General features: G+C 36.9%; 15 protein-coding genes. 11 read left to right on the top strand and 4 right to left on the bottom strand.

Going from position 1 to position 14,205, the window contains the following annotated elements:
• Nucleotides 1-106 precede the first annotated feature (106 nt).
• Nucleotides 107-1,429, top strand: a complete 1,323-nt coding sequence (locus C8N37_RS11305; RefSeq protein ID WP_108158978.1) for a mechanosensitive ion channel family protein — start codon at nucleotides 107-109, stop codon at nucleotides 1,427-1,429.
• A gap of 189 nt (nucleotides 1,430-1,618) precedes the next feature.
• On the opposite strand, the gene glmM is transcribed toward C8N37_RS11305, so the two are convergent.
• Complete coding sequence (gene glmM, locus C8N37_RS11300) at nucleotides 1,619-3,001, bottom strand: phosphoglucosamine mutase (RefSeq protein ID WP_108158977.1); 1,383 nt, start codon at nucleotides 2,999-3,001, stop codon at nucleotides 1,619-1,621.
• 203 nt (nucleotides 3,002-3,204) lie between these two features.
• Between glmM and C8N37_RS11295 the strand changes: the two genes are divergently transcribed.
• Both C8N37_RS11295 and C8N37_RS11290 read left to right on the top strand, forming a co-directional pair.
• Entirely contained in the window at nucleotides 3,205-3,789 is a 585-nt protein-coding gene (locus C8N37_RS11295) for a phosphatase PAP2 family protein (protein ID WP_094772572.1), read from the top strand.
• A complete protein-coding gene (locus tag C8N37_RS11290) occupies nucleotides 3,786-4,607 on the top strand; it encodes a ZIP family metal transporter (protein WP_108158976.1) in 822 nt (273 codons plus the stop codon). Before C8N37_RS11295 ends, C8N37_RS11290 begins: the two co-directional genes overlap by 4 nt.
• Here C8N37_RS11290 and C8N37_RS11285 read toward each other — a convergent pair.
• A complete protein-coding gene (locus tag C8N37_RS11285) occupies nucleotides 4,604-5,080 on the bottom strand; it encodes a MarR family winged helix-turn-helix transcriptional regulator (RefSeq protein WP_094772502.1) in 477 nt (158 codons plus the stop codon). The two genes, C8N37_RS11290 and C8N37_RS11285, sit on opposite strands and share 4 nt — an antisense overlap.
• A gap of 106 nt (nucleotides 5,081-5,186) precedes the next feature.
• Here C8N37_RS11285 and C8N37_RS11280 point away from each other — a divergent pair, with 106 nt between their 5' ends.
• From C8N37_RS11280 to C8N37_RS11265, 4 genes are all read left to right on the top strand, one after another.
• Nucleotides 5,187-5,426: a FeoA family protein gene (locus C8N37_RS11280; protein ID WP_094772501.1), complete on the top strand. Its 240-nt coding sequence runs from the start codon at nucleotides 5,187-5,189 to the stop codon at nucleotides 5,424-5,426.
• The gene (feoB, locus tag C8N37_RS11275; protein ID WP_094772500.1) at nucleotides 5,427-7,526 is read left to right on the top strand and encodes a ferrous iron transport protein B; all 2,100 of its coding nucleotides are present in this window, start codon (nucleotides 5,427-5,429) and stop codon (nucleotides 7,524-7,526) included.
• Between the two features lie 7 nt (nucleotides 7,527-7,533).
• A complete protein-coding gene (locus tag C8N37_RS11270) occupies nucleotides 7,534-7,701 on the top strand; it encodes a FeoB-associated Cys-rich membrane protein (RefSeq protein WP_108158975.1) in 168 nt (55 codons plus the stop codon).
• 279 nt (nucleotides 7,702-7,980) lie between these two features.
• Entirely contained in the window at nucleotides 7,981-9,408 is a 1,428-nt protein-coding gene (locus C8N37_RS11265) for an amino acid permease (protein WP_108158974.1), read from the top strand.
• A gap of 181 nt (nucleotides 9,409-9,589) precedes the next feature.
• On the opposite strand, the gene C8N37_RS11260 is transcribed toward C8N37_RS11265, so the two are convergent.
• Nucleotides 9,590-10,447, bottom strand: a complete 858-nt coding sequence (locus C8N37_RS11260; RefSeq protein WP_108158973.1) for an aminotransferase class IV — start codon at nucleotides 10,445-10,447, stop codon at nucleotides 9,590-9,592.
• 15 nt (nucleotides 10,448-10,462) lie between these two features.
• Nucleotides 10,463-11,506, bottom strand: a complete 1,044-nt coding sequence (locus C8N37_RS11255) for an RluA family pseudouridine synthase (protein ID WP_108158972.1) — start codon at nucleotides 11,504-11,506, stop codon at nucleotides 10,463-10,465.
• A 55-nt stretch (nucleotides 11,507-11,561) separates the two neighbouring features.
• Between C8N37_RS11255 and C8N37_RS11250 the strand changes: the two genes are divergently transcribed.
• From C8N37_RS11250 to C8N37_RS11235, 4 genes are all read left to right on the top strand, one after another.
• Nucleotides 11,562-12,467: a 1-aminocyclopropane-1-carboxylate deaminase/D-cysteine desulfhydrase gene (locus tag C8N37_RS11250; RefSeq protein ID WP_108158971.1), complete on the top strand. Its 906-nt coding sequence runs from the start codon at nucleotides 11,562-11,564 to the stop codon at nucleotides 12,465-12,467.
• A gap of 87 nt (nucleotides 12,468-12,554) precedes the next feature.
• Nucleotides 12,555-13,118 (top strand): NADPH-dependent FMN reductase, encoded by a 564-nt coding sequence (locus C8N37_RS11245; protein ID WP_108158970.1) that lies wholly within the window; start codon nucleotides 12,555-12,557, stop codon nucleotides 13,116-13,118.
• A gap of 73 nt (nucleotides 13,119-13,191) precedes the next feature.
• Nucleotides 13,192-13,770 carry a DJ-1/PfpI family protein gene (locus C8N37_RS11240; protein WP_108158969.1) on the top strand — a complete coding sequence of 193 codons (579 nt, stop codon included), beginning with the start codon at nucleotides 13,192-13,194 and terminating at the stop codon, nucleotides 13,768-13,770.
• A gap of 14 nt (nucleotides 13,771-13,784) precedes the next feature.
• Entirely contained in the window at nucleotides 13,785-14,162 is a 378-nt protein-coding gene (locus tag C8N37_RS11235) for a hypothetical protein (protein WP_108158968.1), read from the top strand.
• Nucleotides 14,163-14,205: the final 43 nt, after the last annotated feature.

Raw genomic sequence — 14,205 nt, 5'->3', positions numbered from 1 at the left:
AGCAACATGTAAGCATCAGAAATATTGCTTTTAAAGCTACGACTTGAAGTTGTAAATAGGAGTTTGAAAACGCTCCTATTTATTTTTTGTATATTTGTTTGTTAATATGGAAAAAACAAACATCATTAACATCGCGCAAGACAATACCAGTTCCATTTATCAGTGGACATTTAACCTAGCAGAAACATTAGGTGCTCACGACAAGACAGCACATATCCTAAGTACTACCTTTCTCATTATTTCGGCTTTTATCCTCTTAACATGCGTAGACTATCTCTTACGTTTCTTCTTTAATTCAATCGTTTCAGCCTTTATAAAAAAGAGTAAAAACAATTGGGACAATAAATTATTAGAGAATAAAGTACAGGTTCATTTAAGCCGTTTTATTCTTGTGGTAATCTCACAACAATTGCTACCTTTTATATTTATGGGATTCCCTTCATTCACCGCTATTCTGACAAAGTTTCTAGGAATATTGATGATTTTCACTGTATACGGCATATTAAATGCACTTCTTAAGACTTCAAGGGATATATTACGTTCTTCTAAAGCATTTGTAGACAAGCCTGTTGACAGTTATCTTCAAGTGTTACAGATATTCTTAATATTTGTCGTTGGAACCCTCATTGTATCCGTAGTTACGGGAAACTCACCTTGGTCATTTCTCGTCTCGTTAGGCGCTGCATCGGCCATTTTGATGTTGGTATTCAAAGATACCATACTCGGATTCGTCGCCAGCATCCAAGTTTCAGCGAATGATTCTGTACGCGTAGGAGATTGGATTGAAATGCCAAAATATGGTGTTGATGGCGATATTTTACAAATAAATCTAAACAATGTAAGAATTCAAAATTGGGATAAAACCATTGTCACCATCCCCACTTACACCTTACTCAGCGATTCTTTCAAAAACTACAGGGGTATGCAAGAAAGTGGCGGTCGGAGGATCAAGAGATCTATCAACATCAAAATATCAACGATTCGTTATCTCAGCAATGAAGAAATCCAAGAGCTTAAAAAAATTGCACTTTTGGCTCCTTATATAGAAAAAAGGGAAAAAGAAATAAAAGAGTACAACACACAAAACAAAGTAGATCCCACAGTATTAGTAAATGGTAGAAGGATGACCAATATTGGATTATTCAGAGCGTACATTAAAGCGTATGCCGTGCAAAATCCACATATTCATCAGCAGTTGACATTATTGGTTCGTCAATTAGCTCCAAATGAGCATGGACTTCCATTAGAACTCTATATGTTTACAAAAGGAACACAATGGTCATTTTTTGAGGATACCATGTCCGATATTTTCGATCATCTATTTGCCGCAATTAAGTATTTTGACCTAGAGATTTTTGAACTGCCTGCATCAGATGATCTTCGCATACATCTAAATAATAAAGCGGTCACATCAACTTTAGCGCAATAGTATTAGTGGAGTATAGGATTCATTCATCAATTCTATTTACTGCTGATGGAGGATGAGCTGCTCGGATGGATATCTGCAGATTGTATTAAGAACATGCTCATCACATATTGCATTCCTTTTGGATTTATAAAACATCATATACAAAAAAACCTGTTTAGATAAACAGGTTTTTTTGAATTTGTTAAATTTCTATTTAATGATTTCTTCGATCTCTGCTATTATTTTTTGTGCGATTGATTCTGCTGCCTCTGCTGTTGGACCTTCAGAATAAATGCGAATAATAGGCTCAGTATTGGATTTACGCAAGTGTACCCATTCGTTCTCAAAATCGATTTTTAATCCATCAATTGTGGAGTGCTCTTCATGCTTATATTTATCTTCCATCTTCGCTAAAAGATCATCAATATCCAATTCTGGAGTTAATGTAATCTTATTTTTAGACATGAAATACTGTGGCAATTCAGCTCGGTATTCGGACACTTTTTTACCCAATTTTGCTAAGTGTGTTAAAAAGATCGCTACACCTACAAGTGAATCGCGTCCATAATGCGATGCTGGATAGATCACACCACCATTACCTTCTCCACCAATAACGGCTTGTACTTCTTTCATCTTAGTCACGACATTTACCTCGCCAACAGCAGCAGCAAAATATTGTCCACCATGTTTCACAGTGACATCACGCAACGCTCTTGTTGAAGATAAATTAGAAACTGTATTTCCTTTTGTATGTTGTAAAATATAATCCGATACAGCTACCAACGTATATTCTTCTCCAAATAAATCACCATCTTCCATCATAAATACCAAACGATCTACGTCTGGATCCACAGCAATACCCAGATCGGCACCATTTTCCAATACCGCTTTAGAAAGGTCCGTAAGATTTTCTTTCAATGGCTCTGGATTATGTTGAAATTTTCCATCAGGCTCACAATGTATTTTGTAAATAGTCTCCACACCCAATGCTTCCAATAAAGCAGGAATAAACAATCCACCAGTGCTATTAACGGCATCTACCGCAATTTTAAAATTTGCATTTTTCACAGCCTCTGCATCCACCAAATCCAATGCTAATACGTCATCAATATGTTTTTGCATATAGCTCGTATCTTTGGTAACTTGACCAAGCTCTTCAAATTCTGAAAAATCAAAGTCCAAGCTTTCACCTAAAGCTAATACTTCCTTTCCTTCTTCATCATTGATAAATTCTCCTTTTGCATTTAACAGTTTTAAAGCATTCCACTGACCAGGATTATGTGAAGCCGTTAAGATGATCCCTCCTCCTGCATTTTCTTTAGGCACAGCAATCTCTACTGTAGGAGTTGTCGATAGACCCAAATCAATCACATCTACACCAATACTCTGTAAGGTACCGATAACCAAATTACTGACCATTTCACCAGAAACTCGTGCATCACGACCGACAACAATTTTGTTGATTCCAGTTTGATTCACGATGATTTTACCATACGCTGCGGTGAATTTCACGATATCGATAGGGGTCAACCCTTCTCCAGAACGACCACCAATGGTACCTCTAATACCAGATATTGATTTAATTAAAGTCATGTTAAATTACGTTTATTCTGTAAAAATAAAACAATAGTCCTAATATTTATAATAAAGCGTTTCCTTTTCTAAAATAATTATGTTACTTTTGTTGCAACATTGTTTCTTTTACATATATATCGGCATCAAATTGAAATTATTTATACATTTGAATTCAGATCGCGAAGAACTGTTTCAAATAATTTCAATTTTAATACATGAACATGATTGACCAAATAGTACATATAGATCAAGAAATTTTTTTAGCCATCAATCAAGGATTAAGTAATCCGGTATTCGACTGGCTACTTCCTATTTTGAGAAATCCATATACTTGGGCACCTTTATACTTGTTTTTGGTGATTTTCTTCATTAAGACCTACGGTAAGACAGGCATCCTCATTGTGGTCATGACATTGGCTACCTTTGGAGCTTCAGATGCCGTATCTTCACATTTGATCAAAAAATCAATTAAACGTGTGAGGCCTTGCAATGATATTGTATTTAAACAAGAGGTCAACATCCGTGTGAGATGTGGTTCAGGTTTTAGTTTCACTTCTTCTCATGCGACCAATCATTTTGCTTTAGCCTTTTTCTGGATCGTACTGTTCAGAAGAAAATGGAAGCATGCGATGTGGCTATGTATCACATGGGCGACATTAATTTCCATATCACAGATTTACGTGGGTGTTCATTATCCATTTGATATTTTATGTGGCGCCATTTTAGGGATATTGATCGGTTTAGCAACTGGATATATCTTTAAAAAAATAAAACCAGAATTTTTTAATCCCGTAATAGCCAAATGAGCGCAATCATCTTAGTCAGTATTCTATTTTTCTCCGCATTAGCTAGTGGTTTGGCGGTCTTCTTTGTCAAAAGAAATAACACGAATTTACTTAAATTAATTCTATCTTTTAGTGGGGCTTACCTATTTGCGATCACCGTTCTGCATCTGATCCCTCACGTCTATCAAACCAGAACAACAGATGCTGAAATTTTAGGAATATACGTCTTAGGAGGTTTTTTGTTCCAACTTATCTTAGAGCAATTCTCTCAAGGAATTGAGCATGGTCATTTGCATCATGAAGAAGGACATCATCATGCTTTCCCAATGGGAATTATGATCAGTTTATGTTTACATGCGTTCTTAGAAGGGATGCCATTGGCGGCGACGCATCAAACAGAATTGGTGTTTGGTATTGCGATCCATCATATTCCAGCAGCATTTGCGTTGGGAAGTTTACTCATCAGTACACATCTTTCTAAAAGAAGTATTACGACGCTTTTAATTGTTTTTGCCGCGATGACTCCATTGGGATTCTCCTTCAGCAAAGCGATCAGTACGGGGGAAATAGGAAATATTCAACAGTATTTTGATAAAATCATGGCTGTCGTTATTGGTATATTTTTACACATATCAACTACGATATTATTTGAATCAGGATCTGCAGATCATCATAAGTTCAATAAGAAAAAAATGATCGCCGTTTTTGTTGGTGTCGCAATAGCGCTGATGAACTTTCTATTTGATGGACATGATCACAGCCATTCTTCTAGCGATCATCCACAAGAAATCAACCATGATCATGACCACAGCCATGATCATGACGACCACCTTCACTAAATAGCTTTAACTTCAGGATCTAAACTTCCTCTAAATTTATCTAAAAGTTCGTTCAATTGGATACATTCCGATTCTGAAAGGTGGTTCGGCAATATATCATTCAAAAGCATATCTTGTTCCAATTCTTCCAAGACGTTGAGTCCAGCATCTGTAATCAACAGATTGACAGCACGCTTATCTTCATTGGACTTACAGCGATCGACCAAACCTTTGATGACTAATCGGTCTATTAACCTGGAAATATCAGGCGTATTGGTCAACATTCTTGATTTAATCAAGTTATTAGTAACGGGATTCGGAAATTGCCCTCGCAATATCCGCAGTACATTAAATTGACGTAATGTAATTTGCTTCTGTTCTGCTCTCTTCTCTAAAACCGCAGTTACCCAATTACTTGTGTACAATAGGTTAACAGTGGCACGTTGCCACTCCGTACTAAATTTATTCACTTGTATGGCTTCATCAATTTTCATATTCTAAATATATCACATATTTATCATAAATGTATAAGAATTATATTAGAATCATTCTAAATCAGATTAAATTCTTATATTTGAAAATTACATATTAACAGAAATAATGCGCGATAAATCTAGTTTAGACAAGCTAAAAAAGGGACAAAGAGCTATAATAGTTGATTTGAATTCGAATGACATTCCTGCGAAATTTTATGAAATGGGATTCCTCCCGGGCACCGAAATAGAAGTCAAACATATTGCTCCATTAAATGGCCCAATCTGTCTAAATATAATTGCTAGTAACTCATTGATTGCTATCAGAAAATCTGAAGCCAAGGTAATCATTATCGATCCAAAATAAATGAACAATCCTATTATTGCACTTTTGGGGAATCCAAATGTGGGTAAAACATCCCTGTTTAATCGTATTACGAAACTCAATCAAAAAGTTGGAAACTATCCTGGTATTACTGTTGAAAAACGTGAAGGATCGTTAACCGCTAACAATAAAACCTACAAAATTATTGATCTACCGGGTACTTACACCTTATTTCCTAACTCATTGGATGAAGAGGTAGTATTCAATATCCTTGTCGATCAAAAAAATAAATTCAAGCCAAACTTGATCGTAGTCGTTGGAGAGCCCTCCAATTTAAAAAGATCGATCATTCTTTACCAACAAGCCCGAGAACTTGGCTTACCGGCCATCTTTGTCATCAACATGATCGATGAGGCAAAGACCAAAGGAATTCAGATTGATATTCCTAAACTTGAGGTATTGTTAAAAACTAAAGTTTATCAGACCAATGCCCGTACCGGCGCAGGAATCGACAAGCTGATCGCTGCTTTTGATGCTGTACCACCACTGTACATTGGCAACTTTGATATTCCAGCTGATTATGCTTTAGCTGTAGGCGAAGCGAAAAAGTTATTTCCACTGGAAAATGAGTACAGCACATGGCAATACTTGGCCAAAGGCAATGTGGAGTTTCTCTCGGATGAAAAGAATGCCGCATTAGAAGATATTAGAAAAAATCATAAGCTTACGCCACAGATACTTCAAAAACAAGAATCGGTACAACGAAATAAAAACCTGGAGCAGGCTTTGAGTACCATTGTTTCCAAAGATATAGATTCAAAAAGCGTGACCAATGGCATTGACAAAATTCTATTACACCCAATTTTAGGTTACCTGATTTTCTTTGGCGTCTTATTTTTGATCTTCCAAGGTATCTATAACTGGTCAGGTCCAGCGATGGATTTCATTGATACCCAGTTTGCGGATTTGGCGGCATACGTACAAAGTACATTACCTGCAGGACCTCTTCCTGATTTGTTATCCAATGGTATTATTAAGGGTATCGGTGGGATCGTTATTTTTGTTCCTCAAATTGTCATCCTCTACATCTTTATCTCCTTAATGGAAGAAACAGGTTATATGAGCCGTGTCGTATTCTTGATGGATCGTTGGTTAAGACCTTTTGGATTAAACGGGAAATCTGTCATTCCATTGATTTCTGGTGTTGCTTGTGCAGTACCAGCAGTCATGTCTGCACGTAATATTGAAAATAGCAAAGAACGCTTGGTAACGATGCTTGTCACTCCATTTATGACCTGTTCGGCACGACTACCCATCTATATTGTGATCATTGGATTAGTAATCCCTGATACCAAATTTTTAGGTTTCAATATTCAGGGGATGATTCTTTTTGCACTTTATATCTTAGGTATTTTGGCAGCCTTAGGATCAGCATGGCTGCTCAATAAAATCATTAAAACGAAACATAAGTCATTTTTAATTTTTGAATTACCAACTTATAAATTCCCCGATTGGAAAAATTTATTTCTGAATGTTTGGGACAAATCATCAAGTTTTGTTTTCGGTGCCGGTAAAATAATCTTAGCCATTTCGGTGATTTTATGGGCGCTCGGAAGTTTTGGTCCTGGTGATAAATTTAATAATGCGGAAGAGATCGTAAAGCAAAATAACCCTACCCTATCCGATGAAGATCTAGATCATGAGATTTCTTCTTATAAAGTGGAACACTCCTATTTAGGTTATCTGGGCATGGTAATTGAGCCTATTGTAGAACCATTGGGCTATGATTGGAAAATGGGAATTGGTTTGATATCTTCCTTTGCGGCTCGGGAGGTATTTGTTGGAACCATGGCTACAGTCTATAGTATCGGTGATGATGCAGACATTGAAGATGACGCTTCTAAAAGAACCATATTAAGTAAAATGAAAGCTGAGGTAAATAGAAATACAGGCTTGCCTGCTTATAATCTTGCATCAGGTGTTTCTTTGCTATTATTTTACGCTTTCGCAATGCAATGTATGAGTACAATTGCGATTGTAAAAAAAGAAACTGCATCGTGGAAATGGACATTGATTCAAGTAGGATTTATGACAGGCTTAGCTTATATAGCAGCTTTAATCGCCTATCAGGCATTAAAATAAAGATATTATGACAAATTTAATTATTCAATATATCATCGTTGGAGCAATTATTATTGCGGCAGTAATCTATTTTTCAAAAACCATGAGTGCTTCATTCAAAGGAAAGAAAAGTTGTGGAAAAGGTTGTGGTTGCGATATGAAGCAATCCGATATTCCAGAAAAGAATAATTCATAAAGTCAATATTTTCAGCACTTTATCGAGTGCAATATGATATTTATCCATTATCAAAAACCGTTGTACATATAACATGTCCAACGGTTTTTGCTTTCGGTATTAAATCTAGAAAACACCTATTTATATAGGTGTAAATACTAAATATAGAATCTAACATGGAGAAAATTGATCTGATCATCGGTTAACATCTATACTTCATGTCTTATTATTTCTAGATAAATACTATATTAGCTTTATCTAAATATTAGCCCGTATATTCACCTTATAAAAAACAAATAAGTGGATCAAACTCCAAAAGAAAATAACGAATTAAAAAGAGGTCTCCAAAATCGACACATTCAACTGATCGCATTAGGCGGTGCTATTGGAACGGGACTTTTCCTAGGTATTGGCAAAGCAGCTATACTCGCCGGTCCTTCTGTCATCTTAGGTTACGCATTGGCAGGTATAATCGCATTTTTCATTATGCGTCAACTTGGTGAAATGGTTGTTGAAGAACCTGTATCTGGAAGTTTCAGCTTTTTTGCCAATAAATACCTCGGTTCATTTGCAGGGTATGCTTCTGGTTGGAATTATTGGGTATTGTATATTTTGGTCAGCATGGCTGAATTAACCGCTATAGGCGTATATATCCAGTTTTGGTGGCCTGAAATACCACTCTGGACTTCTAGCCTATTCTTCTTCTTTATTATCAATGCACTCAACCTCGCATCTGTCAAGGTCTATGGAGAAGCCGAATTTTGGTTTTCTATCGTCAAAGTAATTGCAATTATTGCGATGATTGTATTCGGATCTTATCTACTGATCAGTGGTACAGGAAGCCCGCAATCGTCGATCAGTAACTTGTATAATGATGGTGGCTTTTTTCCAAAAGGATGGTTGTCACAAAATAGCAATGGTACCTATGAGGGACTATTGTCAGCAATAGCATTGATTATGTTTTCATTTGGAGGTTTAGAATTAGTCGGTATAACCGCTGCAGAGGCTGAAAATCCAGAGAAGAATATTCCAAAGGCGACCAATCAGGTGATCTATAGGATTTTGATCTTTTATGTCGGAGCACTGATTATCTTATTTTCACTATCTCCATGGCAACAGATTACTGCCGATACAAGCCCGTTTGTGACGGTATTTGACTCATTAAAAAGTTTTCAATTTTCCATATTTGGAAGAACGGTATATGCGACAAGTTTAATTGCCAATGTATTGAATTTAATTGTATTAACGGCTGCATTATCGGTTTATAATAGTAGTGTTTACAGCAATAGTAGAATGCTTTATGGTTTAGCAAGTCAAGGAAATGCACCAAAATTTTTACGTAAATTGAGTAAAAATCATGTTCCTGTCAATGCGATTCTCGTCTCCGCTTTATTTGCTGCCATCTGCGTGGTTATCAATAAAATTATGCCGCAAGATGCGCTGGAAATTTTAATGTCTTTAGTAGTATCCTCCTTAATTATCAATTGGGTGATGATTACCATCACGCATTTTTACTTTAAGAAAGATAAAATACAACGCAGTATCAAGACCAAATTTCCATCCTTCCTATTTCCGGTTAGCAATTACATCTGCATCCTATTTTTAATTGCAGTACTCGTGATTATGTGGATCACCGGTATGAAAGTCCCGGTAGAATTGATCCCCATCTGGATGGTTCTTCTATATATTTCTTATCTTTTGGTCAACAGAAATAAATCTAAAAAATAAAAAAGAAGCGTTCTATTTTTAGGAACGCTTCTTTTGTTTTGTTAGAGCTTGTTAGGTACTGCCCGGTAGATGCTATCACGATCGTAAAATCAAATACCTGTATACCCCTAAAACCATTAAGCTCCTAAAATAGCTTATACTTTAGGAGCTTAACAATTAAGACAACAGCTGTTATGTGCCGCTATTCAGCATCATTATAATTCCAGCTTTGCAATTTGTTTTGCAATATTCTGGAGATCTTATTGAAATATCTTTTTTGTTTATATCCCATCACCCACTGTACCCCCTGAACGGCATTCGTCAAGAAGATCTCTTCAGCTTCCTTCATGATCTGTGGGCTTATTTGAGCTTCTACCACTTCTATACCCTCATCTATCGCCATATCGATCACAACCCGTCTCATCACCCCTTCAATACATCCTTCAGATAGAGCAGGCGTATAGAGCGTCTTTTCATAATGTACAAATATATTTGAACTCAATGCTTCACACAGAAATCCTTCTTGGTTCAACAACAGTACATCGTCAAAACCCATCTTTTTCTTGTGGATACCTGCTAAAACATAAATTTGAGAATTTAGGGATTTAATTTTCGATAAATCACTAAATGGTTTTTTATATTCCGTATATAAATCTACGATCAAACCTACTTTCTTATCCTTTAGATTGGGTTCAGGTCTGGACACTTGAAAGACATAGGATGGTTTATTCGAGTTGGGACTGTATAGACCGCCACCATTCCGAAACACGGTCAGGCGTATACGAACAAGCTGACCGACCATATTATTTTTACGTATCAGTTCTTCAACTTTTGACCGAAAGAAAAATTCATCAAACAGATTGGCATCTTCAAGATGCAAAGCCGTCATTCCTTTTTGTAATCTTTCCACATGAAAGTTCAAGAACCTAATTTCACCATCTTTAAACAGCATCGTTTCAAACAAGCCATCGCCATAACGTACTGCTCTATTTTCGATAGAGAAAATTTCTTGTTCTTCTGGTACTATGTTACCGTTAAAATTGATATATGTTGTTGGCATCTAAGTATACGATTATTATTCCTCAGTTGGTTTTGATAAAGCTGCGTAATTGCGCCATTTCTCTAATCCTAAACGAAAATCTTCTGGCAATGGTACTTCAAATTTAACATTTTCTTTTGTAGTTGGATGTATAAATCCAATTACCTGTGCATGAAGGGCTTGACGAGGAAGAATTTTAAAACAATTGTCGACAAACTGCTTATATTTTGTAAAAACTGTTCCTTTAATAATTTTGTCTCCTCCATACATCGCATCATTAAATAAAGGATGTCCAATCGACTGCATATGCGCACGGATCTGGTGTGTTCTTCCAGTCTCCAATTGACACTCGATCAATGTCACATATCCTAAACGCTCCAATACCCGATAATGAGTCACCGACCAGCGTCCGTTGGCTTCACTATCATACATCGCCATGATACGTCTATCTTTTTGATGACGTCCTATATAGCCCGTAATAGTACCATCTTCTTTGATATCTCCCCACACTAACGCGATATATTTTCGGGTGATGCTGTGATCAAAAAATTGTTTCGCTAGGTGCGTCATCGATTTTTCATTCTTAGCGATCACCAGTAACCCTGAAGTATCTTTATCAATCCGATGCACTAAACCCGGGCGATCCGAATTGCCGGGCAACTGTGGTAATTGTTGAATATGATGCGTTAAAGCATTGACCAATGTTCCAGTATAATTATTAAAACCAGGGTGAACCACCATACCTGACTCTTTATTGACGATCAAAACATCGTTATCTTCATGAATAATATCCAATGGAATATCTTCCGGATAAACTTCAGTATCTCTTGGGGGATCGGGCAAGACTACAGTGATCACATCAAGAGGTCTCACTTTATAACTTGCCTTTACAGGCTTTTCGTTTACTAATACGGACTCCGCTTCAATAGCCGCCTGAATTTTATTTCGAGATGCATTCTCTACTCTATTCATCAGAAATTTATCAATGCGCAGTAACGCTTGTCCTTTATCTACCTCTATACGCAAATGCTCAAATAACTCTTGATCATCTTGCTCTTGTAACTCTAAATTTTCAGCCATCGTACAAAAATAACCTAATTCATACAAATTCTACTAACTTTGTACATAATAGTGTATGATATCTTTTAATTTTTATAGTCCCGAGCAGAAAATAAGCCTCCCAGACTGGCAAAAAAAGTCTGTACATGTCAGCATAAAGCGCGATGATTTGATTCATCCCTTTATATCGGGTAATAAATGGCGAAAATTAAAATTTAATATTCAGGCTGCTTTAGCACAAAATAAAAATCATTTGGTCACCTTTGGAGGTGCATGGTCTAATCATATTTTGGCCACTGCATGTGCCGGTGCCACCTTTGGTTTAAAAACAACAGCTTTCCTACGTGCCGATATTGGAATAAATAATCCAGTCCTTGCCATGTGTAGATTATTCGGAATGGAACTGATCTACACCGATCGCTCCGCTTATAAAAATAAATCGGCGCTTTTCGAGACCCATTTTCATCAAAACCCGGACGCTTATTTTATTGATGAGGGCGGCCATGGTCCCCTTGGTTCACAGGGATGCGAAGAAATTGTCTCTTCCCTCCTCGATACTTACGATCATATCTTCTGTGCTTGCGGAACAGGAACAACACTTGCTGGCATCCAACATGCCGTCTCCACATCAGGCTTGGCAACACAAGTTCATGGTATTCCGGTTTTAAAGGGCGGAGATTTTATTCAAGATGAAATTCAAAAAATACATCCCAATGCCTCCCCTGTAACCTTACATACCGATTATCATTTTGGTGGATATGCAAAAACTAAACCTGAGCTGATACAATTTATTGAACAATTTGTCTCGCGTACTGGAATCATGATTGAACCAACTTACACCGGTAAACTATTTTTCGCTCTGGATGATCTAATCGCACAAGATTACTTTAAGACAAATGCCCGCATACTGGTGATCCACACAGGAGGTTTGACCGGTTTCTTAGGAATGTATGAGCGCTTTAATCTTTATCTAGGTCAATAAATACATCATTACTGACGTTTAAAACATTAGGTTGACAATTTCCTAAAAATAATACTGTACGTTTGAACATCAAAATTTAACTATACCATGAAAATATTAGCATTTGCTGCTAGTAATAGCAAAAATTCCATTAACAAAACATTTGTTACTTCAGTTTCTAAATACTATAAAGAAGCAGATGACGTCATCGATATTTTAGATTTAAATGATTTCGAGATGCCCTTATATTCGATCGATAGGGAAATCGAATCTGGGATTCCACAGCTCGCACTTGATTTTGCTGCTAAAATTGATGAAGCCGATTTCTTACTGATATCGATAGCAGAATACAATGGTTCTTATAATGTGGGCTACAAAAATATCATTGATTGGGTTTCACGAATTTCAGGGCGTAAGACATTCAACGGCAAACCTGTTTTTTTACTCGCGACTAGTCCTGGGCCGATGGGTGGATCGACTGTATTGGCAACAGCAGTAAATAGAATTGCATGGGATGGAGCCGAAGTACTGGATTCATTTTCATTACCACAGTTTGGAAGTAACTTTGAAGCCGGTAAAGGCGTCACGAATATCGAGTATAGAAGTAAATTGGAGGCTAAAGTACGAGCAACCAAACGCGCGCTTAAAGAGAAAGCAACTCCATTAGGTTAATCAAAACTTAACAGAAAAAGTCATAGCCATCTGTGACTTTTTTTGTAACTTGGAAGTATTAAAATATAAATTTATGGCGAAGAAAATATTATTACTTGTCGGTGATTTCGTAGAAGACTACGAAGCGATGGTTCCTTTTCAGGCGATGGGTGCTGTGGGTATTGATGTCGATGCCGTTGCGCCAGATCGCAAAAAAGGAGATGTAGTACCTACTGCTGTCCATGATTTCACAGGAGATCAAACCTATAAAGAATTGCGTGGGCACAATTTTGCAATCAATAAAGATTTTGATGGTATACAATTGGAAGAATATGATGGTCTATATATCGCTGGAGGCCGTTCTGCAGAGTATATCCGTTTGAATAAACGCGTCTTAGAAATAACGAAGTATTTCTTTGATCACAATAAACCCGTGGCTGCAATCTGTCATGGTATCCAAGTATTGACGGCTGCCAAAGTACTTGAAGGCCGTACACTGACAGCCTACGTGGCAGTAGGACCGGATATTGAACTGGCTGGAGGGACATGGAAAAATATCCCTGCCGATCAAGCGATCGTTGATGGCAATTTGGTTACCTCACCCGCTTGGCCAGGTCACCAAGCTATTCTGAAAGAGTTTTACAAACTATTAGGAATTACTATATCACTATAATTACACTTAGTTTAATGAAAAAAAATAAAAGGGTATGGTTAATCATCATACCCATTCTAGCGATTTTAGCATTCATGCTCAAGGATTCCTTTACACAAAAAAGTATTGAAGATCTTCCTGGTGATTTTAAGGAAGTTGCATTTGTCAGAAATGAGCAAAATAAAGGCGGCATCATTCGCATATATGCGATTTCTGTCGGTAACCCAGCGCAAGCAGACTATCAAGCATGTATTGATCTGCTTCCCGTTAACGATTATGGAAGTTTCACAACGGCTTACTTTTTTGACAAAAATGCTCCCTATCCGACTTCCCTTACGGTAGAAGCTCCTCACTATGATGGAAAGCAGTTTCAAGCCATTCAGATCTCCAAAAAATCAGGAACAAATAAATAATAAAAAACACTTGAATTTTAATTGATAGGACTTCGTAAAGAAG

Origin of the sequence: Sphingobacterium faecium (assembly GCF_003054045.1) — a bacterium.
GTDB lineage: Bacteria > Bacteroidota > Bacteroidia > Sphingobacteriales > Sphingobacteriaceae > Sphingobacterium > Sphingobacterium faecium.
Note: the sequence above shows the minus strand (reverse complement) of the source record. Positions and strands in the feature narration are given on the sequence as shown.